This is a genomic window from Enterococcus sp. AZ177, from assembly GCF_050544585.1.
Classification (GTDB): domain Bacteria; phylum Bacillota; class Bacilli; order Lactobacillales; family Enterococcaceae; genus Enterococcus_L; species Enterococcus_L plantarum.
Genome location: NZ_CP172944.1, coordinates 1615464 through 1634679, shown reverse-complemented (window position 1 = coordinate 1634679; position 19216 = coordinate 1615464). Strand labels below are relative to the sequence as shown.

Annotated in this window: 16 protein-coding genes; 2 read left to right on the top strand and 14 right to left on the bottom strand. The window is 35.7% G+C overall.

Features of this window, described 5'->3' with window-relative positions; genetic code table 11:
- Positions 1 to 98: 98 nt before the first annotated feature.
- Together IGJ34_RS07930 and cls are read right to left on the bottom strand one after the other, a co-directional pair.
- Positions 99 to 347 (bottom strand): hypothetical protein, encoded by a 249-nt coding sequence (locus IGJ34_RS07930; protein ID WP_069653187.1) that lies wholly within the window; start codon positions 345 to 347, stop codon positions 99 to 101.
- A gap of 303 nt (positions 348 to 650) precedes the next feature.
- Positions 651 to 2111, bottom strand: coding sequence for a cardiolipin synthase (gene cls, locus IGJ34_RS07925; protein WP_069653184.1), 1461 nt, complete (start codon positions 2109 to 2111; stop codon positions 651 to 653).
- A gap of 212 nt (positions 2112 to 2323) precedes the next feature.
- On the opposite strand from cls, the gene IGJ34_RS07920 reads away from it, so the two are divergent.
- Complete coding sequence (locus tag IGJ34_RS07920; RefSeq protein WP_069653183.1) at positions 2324 to 2857, top strand: DUF2179 domain-containing protein; 534 nt, start codon at positions 2324 to 2326, stop codon at positions 2855 to 2857.
- An 89-nt stretch (positions 2858 to 2946) separates the two neighbouring features.
- Here IGJ34_RS07920 and IGJ34_RS07915 read toward each other — a convergent pair whose 3' ends face one another.
- The 7 genes from IGJ34_RS07915 to IGJ34_RS07885 form a co-directional block, all read right to left on the bottom strand.
- Complete coding sequence (locus tag IGJ34_RS07915) at positions 2947 to 3882, bottom strand: DUF1803 domain-containing protein (protein ID WP_430597180.1); 936 nt, start codon at positions 3880 to 3882, stop codon at positions 2947 to 2949.
- 111 nt (positions 3883 to 3993) lie between these two features.
- Positions 3994 to 4920 carry a manganese-dependent inorganic pyrophosphatase gene (locus IGJ34_RS07910; RefSeq protein WP_430597179.1) on the bottom strand — a complete coding sequence of 309 codons (927 nt, stop codon included), beginning with the start codon at positions 4918 to 4920 and terminating at the stop codon, positions 3994 to 3996.
- 95 nt (positions 4921 to 5015) lie between these two features.
- On the bottom strand, positions 5016 to 5780 hold the full coding sequence (pflA, locus tag IGJ34_RS07905; RefSeq protein WP_069653180.1) for a pyruvate formate-lyase-activating protein: 765 nt from the start codon (positions 5778 to 5780) through the stop codon (positions 5016 to 5018).
- Positions 5781 to 5844: 64 nt separating this feature from the next.
- A complete protein-coding gene (pflB, locus tag IGJ34_RS07900) occupies positions 5845 to 8091 on the bottom strand; it encodes a formate C-acetyltransferase (RefSeq protein WP_069653179.1) in 2247 nt (748 codons plus the stop codon).
- A 287-nt stretch (positions 8092 to 8378) separates the two neighbouring features.
- Positions 8379 to 10850 (bottom strand): DNA topoisomerase IV subunit A, encoded by a 2472-nt coding sequence (parC, locus tag IGJ34_RS07895; RefSeq protein ID WP_069653178.1) that lies wholly within the window; start codon positions 10848 to 10850, stop codon positions 8379 to 8381.
- A 12-nt stretch (positions 10851 to 10862) separates the two neighbouring features.
- Positions 10863 to 12941: a DNA topoisomerase IV subunit B gene (gene parE, locus IGJ34_RS07890; RefSeq protein ID WP_069653177.1), complete on the bottom strand. Its 2079-nt coding sequence runs from the start codon at positions 12939 to 12941 to the stop codon at positions 10863 to 10865.
- A 122-nt stretch (positions 12942 to 13063) separates the two neighbouring features.
- Positions 13064 to 13489: a CoA-binding protein gene (locus IGJ34_RS07885; RefSeq protein ID WP_111247854.1), complete on the bottom strand. Its 426-nt coding sequence runs from the start codon at positions 13487 to 13489 to the stop codon at positions 13064 to 13066.
- Between the two features lie 117 nt (positions 13490 to 13606).
- On the opposite strand from IGJ34_RS07885, the gene plsY reads away from it, so the two are divergent.
- A complete protein-coding gene (plsY, locus tag IGJ34_RS07880) occupies positions 13607 to 14239 on the top strand; it encodes a glycerol-3-phosphate 1-O-acyltransferase PlsY (protein WP_430597178.1) in 633 nt (210 codons plus the stop codon).
- Between the two features lie 63 nt (positions 14240 to 14302).
- On the opposite strand, the gene IGJ34_RS07875 is transcribed toward plsY, so the two are convergent.
- The 5 genes from IGJ34_RS07875 to xerC all read right to left on the bottom strand — a co-directional run bounded on the left by IGJ34_RS07875 (position 14303) and on the right by xerC (position 19090).
- The gene (locus tag IGJ34_RS07875; protein ID WP_430597177.1) at positions 14303 to 15178 is read right to left on the bottom strand and encodes an aldose 1-epimerase family protein; all 876 of its coding nucleotides are present in this window, start codon (positions 15176 to 15178) and stop codon (positions 14303 to 14305) included.
- 13 nt (positions 15179 to 15191) lie between these two features.
- Positions 15192 to 15983: a GTP-sensing pleiotropic transcriptional regulator CodY gene (gene codY, locus IGJ34_RS07870; protein ID WP_069653173.1), complete on the bottom strand. Its 792-nt coding sequence runs from the start codon at positions 15981 to 15983 to the stop codon at positions 15192 to 15194.
- Positions 15984 to 16135: 152 nt separating this feature from the next.
- Positions 16136 to 17539 carry an ATP-dependent protease ATPase subunit HslU gene (hslU, locus tag IGJ34_RS07865; RefSeq protein WP_069653172.1) on the bottom strand — a complete coding sequence of 468 codons (1404 nt, stop codon included), beginning with the start codon at positions 17537 to 17539 and terminating at the stop codon, positions 16136 to 16138.
- A 16-nt stretch (positions 17540 to 17555) separates the two neighbouring features.
- A complete protein-coding gene (gene hslV / locus IGJ34_RS07860) occupies positions 17556 to 18104 on the bottom strand; it encodes an HslVU peptidase proteolytic subunit (RefSeq protein ID WP_069653171.1) in 549 nt (182 codons plus the stop codon).
- 86 nt (positions 18105 to 18190) lie between these two features.
- A complete protein-coding gene (gene xerC, locus IGJ34_RS07855; protein WP_069653170.1) occupies positions 18191 to 19090 on the bottom strand; it encodes a tyrosine recombinase XerC in 900 nt (299 codons plus the stop codon).
- Positions 19091 to 19216 lie beyond the last annotated feature (126 nt).

Below are 19216 nucleotides of genomic sequence, written 5' to 3'. Positions count from 1 at the left end.
TTAGCTTGTAACTTTTATTATTTGAGTGTTGGAATTACTCTAACAGAAAAAAGCGCTCAAATAAACTCCTTTAGTGAGTTGTTTGAGCGCTTTTTATATTACTCTTTGTACGTCTTTATACCTTGTTTTAAACTAAAATAGAATGCTGTACCGTAAATCATGGTCAAAGGGATTCCTTGAATTAATTGTCGTATTATTGAGTTAGAGTCTTGATAGTCATTATCTGTAGCTGGAATTAGTAGGTATGAAATACTGTCAAAAATACTATAAAGATTTGTTGCCACAATAATGAAAGAAATTATTGCTAATAGTAACCAAAATACAACTAAAAAATTTGTTTTTTTCAAAATGCTAGCTCCTTTCTTAAATATATACTACTATATCACAAAAGTTGTGTGTGATAAATTCAATCACGTAATTTCACATTCGCATAATGTATAGAATATGAAGTGTGTTATATGCATAAACTGTATTTTATTTACTGTATATTGGTTATTGTGGTTTTGTGACTATGCAAATCTACTTTGTATAATGTATATTATGTTAACTAGAATATAATCATAAAAAATCGAACATAGCAATCCCTCACCTCGTTCGATTTTTTATTCTGTTCAGTTAATCTTTTTTAAGTATTCATTCATAATTTAAGATTACAATATCGGTGATAGTAACCGTGAAAAATTCTGCTTAAATCGTAACCAATGTGATTGGTTTTGAATGATTTCATCCGTTAATAAGATGCTGTTATTCATATCCATTTCAACTATTTGTGTCAGTTCCCATGCGATTCTTGTATCGTAGATAAATGTGCTTACCTCAAAATTCAAGGCATAACTTCTAATATCCTGATTTGTCGTACCAACCATGCAAATTTCATTGTCAATAACCATTGTTTTAGCATGTAAAAAACCATTCTGATACATGTATATTTTGACCCCACGTTTGTGCAGATAGTTTGCATAATATTGCGTTGCACGATAGATAAATGGATGATCTGGCATACATGGAATCATAATTCGTACATCGATTCCTGAACGAACAGCAATTAATAAGGCGTTGATCATACTATCATCAGGAATTAAGTATGGCGTTTGAATCCACACCGATTTTTCAGCTGACAAAATCATTTTGATAAAACCACTTTTTAGAATTTCTTCTTCAGAATCTGGACCGTCAGAAACAACTTGTAATGCTAAGTTTCCAAGCTCATTGTCCTCGGCAATTTGAAAATAATTCTCTAAATAATCCATTTTGTGTGAGTCATGTTGGACAGAAGCATTCCAATCCATAATAAAAATCTCTTGCAATGAGAAAACAGAAGTTCCTACCAAGCGGATGTGTGTATCTCTCCAGTAACCGAATTTCTTACTTTCTCCTAGATACTGATCCCCCACATTAAATCCACCAGTCCACCCTATTTTCCCGTCAATTACGACTATTTTACGATGCAAATGATAATTGAGACGAGTTTTACTGATCATATTTTTAGAGGTAATAAAGGGCGCTACTTTCCCACCTAAAGCAACGAATCGCGCAAAGAACTTCTTGTTTGCACCTGGAGAACCCCATGGATCATATATTAAATGAACAGCTACGCCCTCTTTGACTTTTTCCCCTAATAAATCTAAAAACTGATTGCCTATATGATCATTAAAAAATGAATAATATTCAACATGAACTGTTTCTTTAGCATGGCGGATATCTTCGAATAAGGCATCGAACTTTTCTTTTCCATCGGTATAAATTTTGAGACTATTTCGTTTGCTTAATGGTGAAGAATCCATATTTCTAAAGTATCGGTTCAAAACGCGAGCGTCTGTTAGCAAATTAATATCTAATTTTCCGTCTGATTTTAGATTGTCGTCATCGACTATATTTTTGATTTCAGCAATCTTTTCTTTATCGTGAGCGGTTAGATTAAAAACCTTTTGACCGTTGATCCCTCTACCGCAAAAAAGATAAATAATAAAACCAATACCTGGTAGGAACAATAATGTCATGATCCATGCCAGAACGCTAGAAATGCCCCGTGGTTTTCTAAAAACAGTAATAAGTGCTGCCGTTGTATTTAATAACAATAACACCAAAAGTATGATGATAAATATTCTCATCCGATTTCATTTCTCCCTTATAAAAACGTAGTACATTGATTATAGCAAAAACTATTGATTCATCCAACAATAACGCCATATATAATTTTTATCTATTTTAGGAACTAGGTAAATACAATTTTTAATTATATTTGGACATTCCCTATTTTAATTCTCATAATGTTGTACTATAATATGCAGATATGTTTAATTGAAAAGAGGTATCTAAAAAAATGGACATCAAAATGCTCATTACAATCTTTGTGGTCAATTTTTCTTATATCACATTGAATACAATTCGTTTTATGCTGACAATGAAAGGGTATCGTTTAATTGCTCCTTTAGTCAGTATGGCTGAAATAACGATTTATGTATTAGGACTCAGCATGGTATTGAACCGTTTAGATAACCCGATAAATCTAGTTGTATATGCTCTTGGTTATGCGGTTGGGATCAGCGTCGGAATCAAAATTGAGGATTATTTAGCTTTAGGTTATATTATGGTAACAGCTATCCTCCCCTCTTCAACGGAACAATTAAATTTACCGGAAATACTAAGAGAACATGGTTATGGTGTTACTCAAAGTTTCGGTGCAGGTCGCGAAGGCGAACGAATGATATTAGAAATTCTTTCTCCACGTAAAAATGAACGCAGTTTATACAAATTAATCAACGAAGAAGAACCTAGAGCCTTTATCATTTCTTATGAACCTAAGTTTATCTCAGGTGGGTTTTGGACAAAGAAAGTACGTAAAAGAAACCATTAATAAACCATCCGCTCTTGATTTTTCGTCAATCAGGAGCGGATGGTTTAAATCTTTCATTTTAGGTTACATAACATAATTATGGTAACTTTCTATTTAAAGTACTTAATGTAGTTTTGATCTATAGGTAGATAATTTACTACTATAAAACTATATAACTGCTGTTTATAGAATAGGCGTTGATTGTTTGTTTCAATCCCTTCCCATAAAAGAGTCAATTCTGTCTTCAGTTTGTCTAAGGCAAGTTGAAATGCTTCAGAAGGTTCAGTACTGTCTAAAATCGGCGTAGCAAGAAACAATTGATTCTCTTCATTTTTTTTAAGGTCACCAGTCACCAATAGTGCCTCTTGAAAAATATTTTTTTTGCTATCTCTAGTCCTATTTCGTTTTATAGCTCGCAATACCTTTTGCATTTGTGGAATAAAATAATGAATATCAACATCTCCGATTATATTCTGTAAAGGTTCAAAATGAGAGGGTAATTCTTGCCTTCTCGATAGTAAATTGAAATAATTTGCCAGATCTAACGGTACAAGCTCCTCAGGATAAATAGAAACAAAACGTAGCAAATCATTCCCCTCTTCTCTTTTACGAAAGATTGGTAAGCTTTTTGAAGATAATTCAATGCCAAAAAAGTAGGGATCTTGTTCTTCTTGAAATAATAAAGACCAAAGCCATTCACCCAATACAAAATAATCCGTTGATATAGATTCTGTCTGTGTAACCGCTCTAAAAGATTGTGTGATCGAATCGGGTAATGTTAGTGATTCCCCCTGAGAAAAAATTGGAAAAGTTAATGTGTATCTTCTATTTGCCCTTTCAATCAGATTGTATTTGATCAACTTGTCCAAGTATAATTCTAAATTTTTATCTGTTAAGATATTCGCTTTTATTTGTCGTAAAATCACATCTTGTTCTTTGCGCTCTGAAAGGTACCTAACAATCCTTGTGAACAATGGATCTGAGATGATTCTGGTTAATTCTTCTTCACTTTTATTCGATGCAAAATAATAGCTTACATTTTTCACGGTAGAATCACTCTTTCTCGTTTAACTTTGATAACTAATAAAAACTACAGCTGGCGTAATGAAAACACCACCTGTAGTTTATGAAGTTGCTAAATCAGATGTGTGTGACTTTTAACTGAATGCTTCAGTTAATTGAGGAACAACTTGTTTTTTACGAGAAACAACACCATTTAGGAATGCACGATTATTGTCCAGTTTAACTTTAAATGCTGCTTCTACTTTGTCCAGAGAATCTCCGATTACTAATAGTTCTGAGTCGCTGTTTAAAATGTTTGTAATGATCAATACGAATAAATCATAGCCCTTTGTAGAATTTGCAGTGTTCATTGCGGCTTCTAGCTCATTTTGGCGATCTAGGACTTCGTTTAGATCAACTGTATTGACCTGTGCGATTCGAACGTTTTTATCCCCCATTGGGAAGCTTTTAGCATCTAAGTCTAATAACGTTTCAGCAGATTTATCGCTTAAATTTGTACCAGCTTTTAGCATGTCTAAGCCGTAACCGTCTAAATTGATTTCTGCAATAACAGCTAATTCGTGTGCTGCATCAATATCTTCTTGTGTACATGTTGGTGATTTAAATAAAAGTGTGTCTGAAATAATGGCAGACACCATCATTCCGGCAATTTGTTTAGGAACGGTGACATTATTTTCTTTAAAGAGTTTTAAAACGATTGTACTTGTGCAGCCAACAGGTTCCGCACGGTAATATAACGGATCAGCAGTCTCAAAGTTAGCGATACGGTGATGGTCAACGACTGCAAGGATATTTAGTTCTGCAATATCTGCAATACTTTGTTGAAATTCATTATGATCGACTAACATGACTTGATTTGTTTCTCCAGCCGCTGTCTCTACTACTCTTGGTGCATCTACTTTAAAATAGTCTAGTGCGTATTGCGTTTCTTCACTCGGCGTTCCTAATGCAACTGGTTCTGTATCTTTGCCTAGTTCTTTTTGTAAGTATGCAAAGCTGATTGCTGCTCCAATAGCATCTGTATCAGGATTTTGGTGTCCAAAAACAAGAATTTTTGACATAAAAATAGTTCACTCCTTCTTTTTCTTCATTATTAATAATAACAAAAAATAGAAAAGAAACAACAATAATTGTCGGTCTTTTCCATTTTTATACGTTATCTTGTCGTATAGCCTTGATAATCATCGACATGAAGTAACTTTTTAGCATTTGCTATCCTATCGTCTTTAGGTGGTTCTATCCCATTAAGTGGATATTCTAACCCTAATTCATCCCATTTGTATTTTCCCATTGTGTGATAGGGTAAAACTTCAACTTTATCGACATTCTTCAATGTTTTTATAAATTCATCTAAACGAATCAAGTATTCATCATAATCACTACGCTCAGGAACTAAAACGTGACGAATCCAAACAGGTTTCCCAATCTCTGAAAGATATTGAGCCATTTCTAAAATATTTTCATTTCCTAAGGAAGTAAGTAACTTATGCTGTTCATTATCAATGTGTTTGATATCAAATAATAATAAGTCCGTATAGTTCATTAATTCTTGGAATTGGCTAAAAAAGGGTTCTTCTCTTGTAAATGGTTTGCCACAAGTATCAATTGTTGTATGTATTCCTTTTTCTTTAGCCTTTTTAAATAAGTCTGTTAAAAATTCTAATTGGAGTAATGGCTCACCGCCACTTACAGTAATTCCACCTTTTTCTCCCCAATAAGAACGGTATTTGATTGCTTCATCTAACACTTCATCTGTGGTAACCTCATGTCCACCAGACCCGATTTTCCAAGTGTCGGGGTTATGACAAAATTGACAGCGCATGCGGCAGCCTTGTGTAAATACGATGAATCGAACACCAGGTCCGTCAACGGTCCCAAAATTTTCTGTAGAGTGAATTCTACCGATAACAGGAGTTGTCATTGCTCGTTCCTCATTTCTTTTAAAAAAGGGCTGACACGTGGCCAACCCTTCAATTAATCGTTTATTATAGTCTGTCATGTGAAGTTCTAGAAATAACATCTGCTTGTTGTTCAGGTGTTAAGTCACGGAATTTCACTGCATATCCAGATACACGGATTGTTAAGTTAGGGTATTTTTCTGGATGTGCTTGTGCATCTAATAATAGTTCATTTGTGAATACGTTAACGTTCAAGTGGTATCCACCTTTATCAAAGTAGCCATCCATTACGTTACGTAAGTTATCAATTCTTGTATCATCGTCTTTACCTAAACCATTAGGATTGATTGTTTGTGTATTAGAGATTCCATCTAATGCACTTGTGTATTCTAATCTAGCAGTTGAGTTAAGAGATGCTAAAAGACCATTTTTCTCACCTAAGAATTTACCATCTTGGTAACTAGGGTTAGCACCTGGTGCTAGTGGTTTACCTGCACGACGTCCGTCTGGTGTATTACCAGTTGCTTTACCATAAACAACATTTGAAGTGATTGTTAATAATGATGTTGTAGGTTTCGCATTACGGTACGTATGTTGACGTCTGATTTGAGTCATGAAGTATTCAAGAATCCAGTTAGCCATTGCATCTGCTTCTTCATTGTCGTTACCATAAGTTGGGAACTCATTTTGAGGAACATAATCAATTGCTAAGCCATCTTCGTCACGGATTACTTGTACGTTACCGTGTTTGATTGCCATTACTGAGTCAGCAGCATGTGAAATTCCGGCAATACCCGTTGCGAAAGTACGTTGTAAGTCGCTTTCCATGAAGGCTAATTGTGCTGCTTCATAAGAATACTTATCGTGCATATAGTGGATAACATTTAATGTATTTACATATAATTCTGCTAACCAATCCATGATATCTTTGTAGCGATCAATAAATTCATTATAGTCCAAAGTATCACCTGTCATTGGACGGAATTTAGGAGCTACTTGCATTTTAGTTTTTTCGTCTACACCACCGTTGATTGCATAAAGAACGGCTTTTGCTAAGTTGGCACGAGCACCGAAGAATTGCATATCTTTACCCATAACTGTTGCAGACACACAACATGCGATAGCACAGTCGTCAGAACCCCAGTTAGCACGTAATAAGTCATCATTTTCGAATTGAATAGATGAACTTTGTTTTGCAATCTTAGAAGCAAATGTTCTAAATCCAACTGGTAAATGTGAAGAATATAACACAGTTAAGTTAGGTTCAGGAGATGGGCCCATGTTTGTTAATGTGTGTAAGATACGGAAGTCACTCTTCGTCACTAATGAACGTCCATCTAAGCCCATACCAGCGATTGATAATGTAGCCCAGATTGGGTAACCAGAGAATAATTGGTTGTATTCAGGTGTACGAGCAAATTTAACCATACGTAATTTCATAATTAAGTGATCGATCATTTCTTGTGCTTCAAATTCAGTGATCACACCTGCTTCTAAATCACGTTGGATATAGATATCTAAGAACGCAGAGATGCGTCCGATAGACATAGCAGCACCATTTTGTGATTTGATGGCACCTAGGTAACCGAAGTATAACCATTGAATCGCTTCTTTTGCATTAGCTGCTGGTTGTGAAATATCAAACCCATAAGTTGAAGCCATTTCTTTTAAGTCAGCCATTGCTCTGATTTGTTCAGAAATTTCTTCTCTTAAACGAATCACGTCATCTGTCATTACTTTGTTACCAGTATTACTTAAATCTTTTTTCTTTTCAGCAATCAAAAAGTCCATTCCGTATAACGCAATACGACGATAGTCACCGATAATGCGGCCACGACCATAAGCATCTGGAAGACCTGTGATGATTTTATTTTTACGTGCGGATCTCATTTCTGGTGTGTAGGCATCAAAAACTCCTTGGTTATGAGTTTTTCTCCACTCTGTGAAGATTTTAGACATCTCAGCATCTACTTCGTAACCATTTGATGTTAATGAGTTATTAGCCATGTTGATACCACCAAATGGCATGAATGCTTGTTTCAATGGTACATCTGTTTGTAAACCAACGATTGTTTCTTCTTCTTTAATCAAATATCCAGGTTCGTGAGATGTAACGGTTGCAGGAATGTTAGTATCCATATCGTATACACCATTTTTTTCATGTTGTATCTCAAATAATTCCTGTAATTTTGTCCATAATTTGTCTGTACTTGGTGCGATTGGCTCCAGGAAAGAATCGTCGCCTTTGTATTCAGTGTAGTTTCTTTGGATGAAATCACGTGTGTCTACTGATGTTTTCCATTTGTCGCCTTTAAAGCCTTTCCATTGTTCCATTGTGGGCCTCCTTAGTATGCTGAAATCTATTGTAACAGCTTTATGTGATTAGTATAACACATGATTGATTATATGCAAGCTTTTCCTTACTATAATTTGAGCTAATTTCCTTATTTTCAGATAAAAAAAACTAAAAACGTTGAATTATCAGTGTTTTTAGTTTGTGATTTAATTAACTAATTTTCCTTATGCAGATAAAAAATATAAGAAATCTGTAATAGAAAAAGAAGCCTCTGTACTAGTACAGAGGCTTCTTCCTTTTAATTCTATAGAACAGTTTAGCAGTCCTATTTAGATTCTTCTTCATTTTTAGGTATTAATTCTGCTGTATGCATTTCATGAACTTCTAAAATTTCACCATCTTGTTTTTCATCAAGCATAAATGAACCATTAGATGTTCGATCATTGATTGGATATTTTTCTGAATCCAGCGTATATTGTTTACCATTTTGTGTTGTCACTAGTAATTCTAAAGGACTACTTTCAGACATAAATGTTACGCGATGAGGGTTCTTTTTCAATTCTCTAAGAACCATTAGTCCGCGTTTTGCTCGCCCGAGTTGAGGTAATTCTTGTGCTAACATTCGTTTGATACTTCCTCGTTGCGTTAATACTACAACTGGTGTGTCTCCGTCTTCATGGACAAGTAAGCCGTTGACTACATAATCTTGCTCTTTTAAGTTCATTGCCTTAACTCCAGCAGCTTTAGCACCAACTACTGGTACTTCTTCTAATGGATAGCGTAAACCGAAACCGCGATGGCTGACTAAAAAGACATCTAAGATCTTTTGTTCATTTGTTAAATACACATTTACAATTTCATCTGAGTCCGATTTCAATTTCATGCAGTTCGTTGGACGGCTCTTATACGTTCTCCATGGTTCGAAATCGGTCATTTTACTTTGTTTGATCATACCTTCTTTTGTCATGAAAACAAATGTCTTCGTTGGAGATAGTTCTTTATAGGTATAAACAGCGATAATGGATTCATCTACTGATAGATTTAGAATAGCTTGTGAAATATGTTCACCTATTTCCTTCCATCGTAAGTCAGGAAGTTCATGAACTGGACGATAAATCACGTTGGCTTTATTTGTAATCAGTAAAATATGATCTAAGGTATTTACTTCCCCAGTATAAAGCAAGAAGTCTCCTTCTTTCATTCCGACCTCTTCTGGCTTCGATGCGCTATAAGAACGCAAACTGCTCCGCTTGATATACCCTTCGTGCGTTACAGTCACCACGACATCTTCTTGAGCAACTAAAACTTTTGTATCGATCTTGATTTCTTGAATTTCATCTTCAATCTGAGTTAAACGTGGGTTGCCGTATTGTTTTTTGACCTCACGTAACTCTTTTTTCATTACGTTGAACAACTCTTTTTCATCACTTAAAATTTTTGTTAATTCAGTGACGAACTGATTCAACTCTTCTGCTTCCTTTTCAAGTTGTGTGATGTCTGTATTGGTTAAACGATACAATTGCAACGTCACGATAGCTTCAGCTTGTTCTTCAGTAAATGCATAGGCTTTGACCAGATTCATCTTAGCATCTTTTTTGTCTTTACTAGCACGGATGGTTTCGATTACTTTATCTAAAATAGACAGCGCTTTGATCAAACCGGCAACGATGTGCTGACGTTTTTTAGCTTTGTTCAATTCAAATTGGCTACGGTTTGTAATGACTTGTTTGCGGTGTGCAATATAGCTATCTAAGATCCGTTTTAAACCAACTTGTTGTGGTGTCATGTTGTCGATAGCAACCATATTGAAGTTGTAATTGATTTGTAATTCAGTATTTTTGAAAAGATAATTTAAAATACCCTCGGCATTCGTATCTTTTTTCAACTCAATCGCAATTTGCAGCCCAGTTCGGTCACTTTCATCACGAACTTCAGCAATACCATCGATTTTTTTATTTAAACGGACTTCATCCATCTTCTTAACCAATGTCGCTTTGTTCACTTCATAAGGAATTTCGGTGACAACAATTTGTTGTTTTCCACCTTTTAAAGGTTCAATTCTTGTTTTTGAGCGAAGGATTACTTTGCCGCGACCTGTCTCATAAGCTTTTTTGATTTCTTCTTTCCCTTGTAAAATACCACCTGTTGGAAAATCCGGTCCTGGAATAAATTCCATTAGCTTATCTAAGGTTGCATTTGGATGATCGATTAAATAAATTGTACCATCGATAATTTCCGCTAAATTGTGAGTAGGAATTTCTGTAGCATAACCTGCCGAGATCCCTGTTGAACCATTCACGAGTAAATTGGGGTATTTAGCAGGTAAAACAGTCGGCTCTTTTTCTGTATCATCAAAGTTCCAAACGAAGTCAACGGTTTCTTTTTCGATATCTTTCAGAAGTTCTCCACTTAATTCAGACAAACGTGCTTCTGTATACCGCATCGCAGCTGGTGGATCACCATCCATACTCCCATTATTCCCGTGCATTTCGATCAAAACTTCACGTAGTTTCCAGTCTTGACTTAAACGAACCATTGCTTCGTAGATACTGCTATCACCATGAGGATGGTAATTCCCCATGATATTTCCGACAGATTTTGCAGATTTTCTAAAACTTTTCTCAAATGTATTTCCATCTTTATTCATGGAAAATAAAATTCTACGTTGTACAGGTTTTAACCCATCACGAATATCAGGTAGGGCACGTTCTTGAATGATATATTTGGAATATCTTCCAAAACGATCGCCCATTACTTCTTCAAGCGTCAATTCTTGAATATCCTGGCGTTTTTCCAAATTTGTCACTCCCTACTCTAAATCGAATAAACTGATATCTTGTGTTGCTTCAGACTCGGCATTTTTACGCTCAGTTTCTTCTTTTTTTTCTTCATCTAGCACGTCAGTTGAAATAGATGGTGAAATCTCTTTATCGCCATCTTTTCTATCTAAGATGCTGCCGTCTTCTTCTAATGTAAATTGGACGTGGCGTTCGATCCATTTTCTTCTAGGCTCTACTTTATCGCCCATAAGAGTCGTTACGCGACGTTCTGCTTGAGCTGCATCATCTATTCTTACTCGAATCAGAGTACGTGTCTCAGGGTCCATTGTGGTCTCCCACAGCTGGTCTGCGTTCATTTCACCTAATCCTTTGTAACGTTGAAGCATATATCCTTTGCCGACTTGCTCCGTCACATTCGATAATTCTTCGTCTGTCCAGGCATATTCTGTTACTGCTTTTTTACCAATTCCTTTTGACACTTTATAGAGAGGTGGTAACGCAATGTATATTTTACCAGCTTCGATCAGTGGTTTCATGTAACGATAAAAGAAGGTTAATAGCAATACTTGAATATGAGCGCCATCGGTATCCGCATCGGTCATGATGATAACTTTATCGTAGTTACAGTCTTCAATTGAAAATTCTGGCCCAACACCTGCCCCAATTGTGTAGATCATCGTGTTGATTTCTTCGTTTTTCAGAATATCCTGCATTTTAGCTTTTTCAGTATTTAATACTTTTCCTCGTAAAGGTAAAATCGCTTGGAATTTTCTGTCGCGCCCTTGTTTTGCTGAACCACCGGCAGAGTCTCCTTCGACTAAATATAATTCATTTCTTTTAGGATTACGTGATTGAGCCGGTGTCAGTTTTCCAGATAAAAGAGATTCGCCTTTTTTCCGTTTTTTGCCATTGCGACTTTCTTCTCGCGCTTTACGAGCTGCTTCACGGGCTTCTCGCGCTTTGATCGCTTTACGAATTAATTGTTGGCTCATTTCGCTATTTTCTTGTAGATAAAAGCCCATTTGTTCTCCAACAACATTATCTACTGCATTCCGTGCCATTGGGGTCCCTAGTTTTTCTTTTGTTTGCCCTTCAAATTGCAGCAAGTTTTCTGGAACACGAATCGATAAGACTGCTGCCAATCCTTCGCGGAAGTCACTACCCTCGAGATTTTTATCTTTTTCTTTTAGCAAACCGACTTTTCTTGCATACTCATTGTAAGCTTTTGTCATTGAAGACTTCATCCCTACTTCATGAGTACCACCATCTTTTGTACGGACATTATTGACAAATGAAAGGACATTTTCTGAATAGCCATCATTATATTGATAAGCAAGCTCAACTTCGATGCCATCTTTTTCCCCTGAAAAATAAACAACAGGTGTTAATGTATCTTTTTCTTCATTAAGGTAGGCAACAAATTCTTTGATTCCCTCATCATAATGAAAAATTTCTTCTTTAGGTTCTTCTCCTCTAAGGTCAGTTAGAGAGATTTTTACACCTTTTAAGAGAAACGCAGATTCTCTTAAGCGCTCTGCTAAGGTATCGTATGAAAAATGTATAGTAGAAAAAATGGTGTCATCTGGAAGAAAAATTACGGAAGTTCCATTCTTTTTATTCGTTTTTCCAACTTTTTTTAAGGTTCCAACGGGTTTTCCGCCATTTTCAAAACGCTCCATGTATTCAACACCGTCACGGACGATACGCACTTCCAACCAGCTAGATAATGCATTCACTACGCTGGCACCTACACCGTGTAGTCCACCGGAAGTTTTGTACCCGCCTTGACCGAATTTTCCTCCTGCATGAAGAACGGTGAAAATTACTTCTACAGTTGGGATTCCTGATGCATGCATGCCAACTGGCATACCACGTCCAGCGTCAGTTATTTTGATACTATTGTCTTTTTGAATTGTCACACTGATTTCATTTCCATAACCAGATAGTGCTTCATCAACTGCATTATCAACGATCTCATAGACTAAATGATGTAATCCGCGGCTGTCTGTGGAGCCGATGTACATTCCTGGTCTTTTTCGTACGGCTTCCAATCCTTCTAGAACTTGGATGGAGGCGTCGTTGTATTCATTGTTTACTTTTTTCGCCAAAGAAAAAACTCCTTATACTTGAATTATAGGGCGCAAGGCCACATCATTACAATAATACTCTAAAAGCTCTCAAAAAAAAAGAGCTTTCCTCAACGGCCACTCTTTCTTAAGATTATTTGCATCTATTTAGGCATTTCAGCTAATTCAATTTTAATGCAACGATTCATTATAATAGCATTTCTTCCTGCATTTTTCAAGATTTCAGCAGCTTCTTCATTTTCCAGTCCTAATTGGGCCCAAAAGACTTTTGCATCAGTTTTTATAAAATCTCGAGCAACTTCAGGTAAAAATTCACTCCGACGAAATATATCGACGATATCGATTTGTCCTGGTACATCTTGCAATTTCTCATAGACTTTTTCACCAAGGATCTTTTCTCCTGCCAACTTTGGGTTTACTGGAATAATTTCATAACCAGATTCTTGTAATAATTCAGCTATTTTATAACTTGTACGGTCTTCTTTCGCACTTAGTCCAACGACTGCGATTCGTTTGGCTTGTTTTAGGTAATCAAAAATTTGTTTTTGTGTTGGGTTTTCTATGGGCATGTTGATCATCCTTTCTACTTTCTCTTCATTTTCATTATACAACGAATATTTAATTATTGTTAGCTGTTTCTATTCATGATAGAATAAATGCTAGTTTGAACAGAAAGAGGTTACTTAATGAAATTTTTTGTGCTATTGATTATAGCTTATCTACTTGGTTCTATTCCTTCTGGCGTTTGGATAGGCAAATTTTTTTTCAAAAAGGATCTTCGGCAATTTGGTAGTGGCAACACAGGAACGACAAATACGTTTAGAGTTCTTGGAAAAAAAGCAGGAATAGCTGTTTTGCTGATGGATATTTTAAAAGGAACTTTAGCAACTTGCCTACCTCTACTATTTACTTTAGATGTAAATCCACTAGTTTTTGGTGTTGCAGCCGTTCTAGGTCATACCTTTCCTATTTTTGCAAATTTCAAAGGAGGAAAGGCTGTCGCGACTAGTGCAGGGATGATTTTGGCGTACAATCCAGCATTTTTTGTTTATTCTGCTTTAATTTTTATTATTATGTTATATATTACCAGCATGGTAAGTTTGTCCAGCATGATCAGTGCTGTGCTAATCACACTTTCGACAATTATTTTGCCTTTCGCTATTCCAGCTATCTTGCCTCATTTTGATTGGTTATTAACATCGATTGCATTAGTGTTGACAATTTTTATTTTTATCCGTCACAAAGATAATATAAAACGAATCAAAGATGGCACCGAAAGTCGAGTACCGTTTGGTTTGGGCGCTCGCAAAAAAAAATAAAACAAATGATTAAAAAAACTAGGACACGAAGTATTGCAATACTTCGTGTCCTAGTTTTTTAGTTTATTTAGCTGTAAGTGTATATTGTGTTTTAAAAATATCTGCTGTAACTAGTTTGTTGATCCCTTTTTTATCAACAAGATTTCCTGTAGTATTTACTTCGTCTGCAATACCACACCAAGGCTCGATACAAACGAATGGGGCTTCTTGTGGATAAGGAGACCAAACGCCGACATAAGGCATATCTGTAAAACTTAAACTAATGCTGTGAGGACCTTCGTCTGTTTCAATTGTAAAGGTATTTACTCCTTTGGTTTCGAAAATAATTGCATCTTCTTTGAATAGCTCTCTGCGAAGATCAAGACTAGTATTCGTTTGTCCTAATGTTTTATGCTCGAAATCTGCAAAAGGACCTGCTAACGGAATCTGAGTACGAGATTTTTTAGGTGAAAAACTTAGATAATAATCATCAAACGTCAACTCTTGCTCTAAAGGTACATTAAATGCAGGATGTCCACCAATTGAAAAATACATATCCGCATTACCTGTATTTTCTACTTGATACTTAACAATTAAATTGTCTTCTTCTAGGACATATGAAAGAATCAATTCAAATTCAAAAGGATATATTTTTTTCGACTCTTTGGTGCTTTTTAACGATAGTGAAACTAGTTCTGACCCGTGTTCGATTACTTCAAAAAGGCTATCTCTGGCAAATCCATGCTGTCCCATCGGGTAAGTTTGATTTTCATATGTGTATTGATCATCTTTTAAGCGCCCGACAACTGGAAATAATACAGGTGCGTGACGGCTCCAAAATGCTGGATCTCCTTGCCAGATGTATTCAATATTATTTTTCTTCGATTTCAAGCTGATAAGCTCGGCACCATCTTCTGCTATTGTTGCAATCAAATAATCATTTTCAATTTGTACAGTCATGTTCTCTGCCCCCCTACTTACTATCTTTTTCTAATTCTTTGATGAATTGTTTATTTAAGACTTTCAGATAAGTCCCTTTCATTCCTAGGGATCTTGATTCAATGATACCTGCTGATTCTAATTTTCTTAAAGCATTTACGATTACTGAGCGCGTGATTCCAATTTCATCGGCAATACTGGAAGCCGTTAATCTACCTTCTTCGCCATCCAAAGCTTTAAATATAGCCTGAACTGCTTTTAACTCGCTGTACGACAATGTATTAATCGCCATTTGTACAGCAGTTGCACTACGAACGCTTGCTTCGATGTTACGTGATTGCTGATAAAGAATCTGCATGCCAACAACAGTAGCACTATATTCAGCTAGAACCAAATCTTCATCATTGAAGGACTGTTCTACTCTTGCCAAAATAATCGTTCCTAAACGTTCACCCGCACCAAACATTGGGACAATGGTTGTTAGTCCAAAAGGATATTTTTCACGTAGTTCGATAGGAAAAGCAGTTAAATCGCTAGTGATTGAAATATTTGCTTCTGTCTTAACCAAGTTATCTGCTGCGTCTGTGTAACTTTGTGGGAAACGTTTTTCTTCAAACATATGTTTCACACGCGCATTATTAACATCTAATTTTTCGTTATACCCTAACAAAACCCCTTCGTTACTGATAATATACGCATTACTTTCTAAAACATCGCCTAAAATCATAGCCATTTTGTCGTAAGGTAATTCTGCCTTTTGATCAAAGGTATTTTTTTGTTGTAAAAGTTTATTGATTTGACGCGTTTTTTCTAATAAAGTAGTCATTTTTACTCCTCCTAATTTAAAAACTGAGCTAGAAAATAGATGGTATTATCGATCCGTTTTTCATCATCTTGTACCAAAGATTCTCAACTCAGTTCTTGTTACGACCCTTGTTTGTTTCAAAAGAACTTCTGCAGACTTGAAGATTGAAATTCTTAAAGAATGTAACGGCTTAAATCTTCATTTTGAACAATACTGTTCAGTTTTTCATTCACATATGCTTCTGTAATTGTAATCTCCCCCATTTGCATATCTGGTGCTTCAAATAATAAATCTTCTAGCAAACGTTCCAAAATCGTATGCAAGCGTCGAGCTCCGATATTGTCAGTGTCTCTATTGACATCAAACGCAATATTTGCGATCCGTTCGATTGCTTCTTTCGTAAAAACAACTGTGACATTCTCAGTGCCAATTAAAGCGATATATTGTTTTATCAACGCATTGTTTGGTTCTGTCAAAATCTTGACAAAGTCTTCTGCAGTTAGATCGTCTAACTCGACACGAATTGGGAATCGACCTTGTAATTCAGGAATCAAATCACTTGGTTTAGACAGATGGAATGCGCCAGATGCGATAAATAAAATATGATCTGTTTGAACCGGACCATATTTTGTATTGACTTGAGAACCTTCAACAATTGGCAAAATATCACGTTGTACTCCTTCACGAGAAACTTCGCCTGAGTTTTGCTGACTTTTTGAAGTGATTTTATCAAATTCATCAATGAAAATAATGCCACTACTTTCAGCTAAACGAATTGCCTCGCTGTGAATGTCTGCATCTTTAACAATTTTAGCGGACTCTTCTTTAACTAATAGTTCTTGGGCTTCTTTGACAGTAACTGTACGTTCGACTTTTTTCTTAGGAGATAGAGCTCCTAAAGTTTCGTTTAAGTCGATGCCCATTTGTTCCATGCCGTTATTCATAGCTGGCATTGTCTTTTTAGGCTCTTCGATTTCAATCGTTACTTCACGATTGTCTAGTAATCCTTTTTGTAGTTGCTCGAGAATCGTTTTGCGATTCACTTTGATTTCTTCCGTTACTTCTTCTTGTGATTCTTGAGGTTGTTGCGCACTGTTGAACATTTGCATCATTTGTTCAAATTGATTATTGGAGGTTTGTTTTTGTTCTTTTTTGATTCCTGGAACAAGAACTTTTACTAAACGGTTATTCGCCTTTTTCAAGGCTTGAGAATAAACTCTACTGTATTGTTTTTTTTCTACAATTTGAATAGCGTTTTCTACTAAATCACGTACCATTGATTCTACATCTCTACCAACATAACCAACTTCTGTAAACTTAGTCGCTTCTACTTTGATAAAAGGAGCATTGACGATTTTTGCCAGGCGTCTGGCGATTTCTGTTTTCCCTACACCTGTAGGTCCGATCATCAGCATATTTTTTGGCGTTACATCTTGTTGCATTTTTTCTTCAAGCTGTAAACGGCGATATCTATTTCTTAGAGCCACTGCAACTGATTTTTTGGCTGTTTCTTGTCCGATGATATATTCATCCAATTCTTTGACAATTTCTCTTGGTGTTCTATTTAATTCGTTCATGGTCATTGTCCCCCATTTATAATTCTTCTACAATAATATTGTGATTTGTAAAGACACAGATATCTGCCGCAATAGTTAACGCATTTTTTGCGATTTCTTTAGCAGACATATCTTTATCTCCGTAATGTTTCATTGCACGAGCTGCTGACAAGGCGAAGTTTCCGCCTGAACCAATTGCTAAGATACCATCATCTGGAGTGATTACTTCACCTGTACCTGAAACTAGTAACATTTCCTTTTCATTCATAACAATCAACATGGCTTCTAATTTTTGCATAGATTGCTGTGTACGCCATTCTTGAGCTAATTCAACCGCAGCACGAGTTAAATTGCCATTGTATTCGTTTAATTTTCCTTCAAATTTCTCTTCTAGTGTAAACGCATCTGCTACACTTCCAGCAAAACCGACAACGACTTCGTCATTATATATTCTACGAACTTTTTTAGCAGTGCCTTTCATAACAACAGATTCTCCCATTGTTACTTGACCGTCACCAGCCATCGCAAATTTTCCATCTTTTTCAACAGCACAAATCGTTGTTGAATGAAATTGTGATTCAACCATTATAGTTCCTCCTAATTTAAAAGCTGAACAGGCTTGTTTCTATTTTTCAGTGTTGCTAGCCTGCTAGCTAGTTGATACAAGACTCGTTACGCACGAGGATGAAATGTTCGATAATTTTTTTGTAAACTTTCTTTTGTTACATGAGCATAAATTTGGGTCGTTGATAAATCAGAATGCCCCAATAATTCTTGAACGGTTCGCATATCAGCTCCGTTATTTAGTAAATGTGTGGCAAATGTATGACGTAACATATGAGGATGAATATCGCTATTTAAGGTACTTTTTTTTATAAGTTGATTTAAAATATACTCGATACCAGTTGGGGTAATTTGTTCCCCGTGATGATTAACAAAAACAAACGCATGTTCACGATGGTATTTTTCCATCAAAACAGCTCGTCCATTTTCCAAGTACTCTTTTAATGCATCTTGCGCGAAAGAACCGAAAGGCACATACCGATCTTTGTTTCCTTTCCCATGAATAAGTAATACGTTTGCAGAAAAGTCAATGGATTGCAAGGTTAAGTTTGTACATTCACTTACTCGAATTCCAGTACCATAGAGAATTTCTAACAATGCTTGATTCCTTAAATCTAAAGGTTTCGACCCTTTAGCACTGTCAAACAAAGCATCCATCTCCTTTTCATATAAAAAACGAGGAAGACGTAATTGTTTTTTCTTCATGTGTACATACGAGAATGGGTTTTCTTTGATGACTTCATTTTTAAGCAGAAATTGATAGAAAGAACGTAAACTAGCAATTTTTCGACTAATAGAATTCCGACTATATTCTTTATCATATAGGAAGCTCAAATAGGAGCGAATATCCAAATGGTCGACGTTTAAATAATCAGGCTCTCCCGAATTTTTTAAAAACACAAAAAAATTGTGCATGTCTTCTTCGTATGCAATTTTGGTTTTTTCAGAATAACCACGTTCAATGATTAAGTAGTTTAAAAATAGTTCAGACCAATTTTTCTCTTGCATAAACCTTCCTCCATTAAATTACACAGTAACTTTAGCATAACCATTTTGAAAAAACAAACGAATTGTCAGAATTTAATCAATATTTTCAAATTTAGTAACAATTTATTCATATTTAACTTTAAATGC

Bases quoted from the DNA above. Each gene is read 5' to 3' on its own strand.
- cls (WP_069653184.1), bottom strand. From the start codon at position 2,111: ATGAGAATATTTATCATCATACTTTTGGTGTTATTGTTATTAAATACA.
- IGJ34_RS07920 (WP_069653183.1), top strand. From the start codon at position 2,324: ATGGACATCAAAATGCTCATTACAATCTTTGTGGTCAATTTTTCTTAT.
- IGJ34_RS07910 (WP_430597179.1), bottom strand. From the start codon at position 4,920: ATGTCAAAAATTCTTGTTTTTGGACACCAAAATCCTGATACAGATGCT.
- pflA (WP_069653180.1), bottom strand. From the start codon at position 5,780: ATGACAACTCCTGTTATCGGTAGAATTCACTCTACAGAAAATTTTGGG.
- pflB (WP_069653179.1), bottom strand. From the start codon at position 8,091: ATGGAACAATGGAAAGGCTTTAAAGGCGACAAATGGAAAACATCAGTA.
- IGJ34_RS07885 (WP_111247854.1), bottom strand. From the start codon at position 13,489: ATGCCCATAGAAAACCCAACACAAAAACAAATTTTTGATTACCTAAAA.
- plsY (WP_430597178.1), top strand. From the start codon at position 13,607: ATGAAATTTTTTGTGCTATTGATTATAGCTTATCTACTTGGTTCTATT.
- IGJ34_RS07875 (WP_430597177.1), bottom strand. From the start codon at position 15,178: ATGACTGTACAAATTGAAAATGATTATTTGATTGCAACAATAGCAGAA.
- codY (WP_069653173.1), bottom strand. From the start codon at position 15,983: ATGACTACTTTATTAGAAAAAACGCGTCAAATCAATAAACTTTTACAA.
- hslU (WP_069653172.1), bottom strand. From the start codon at position 17,539: ATGAACGAATTAAATAGAACACCAAGAGAAATTGTCAAAGAATTGGAT.
- hslV (WP_069653171.1), bottom strand. From the start codon at position 18,104: ATGGTTGAATCACAATTTCATTCAACAACGATTTGTGCTGTTGAAAAA.
- xerC (WP_069653170.1), bottom strand. From the start codon at position 19,090: ATGCAAGAGAAAAATTGGTCTGAACTATTTTTAAACTACTTAATCATT.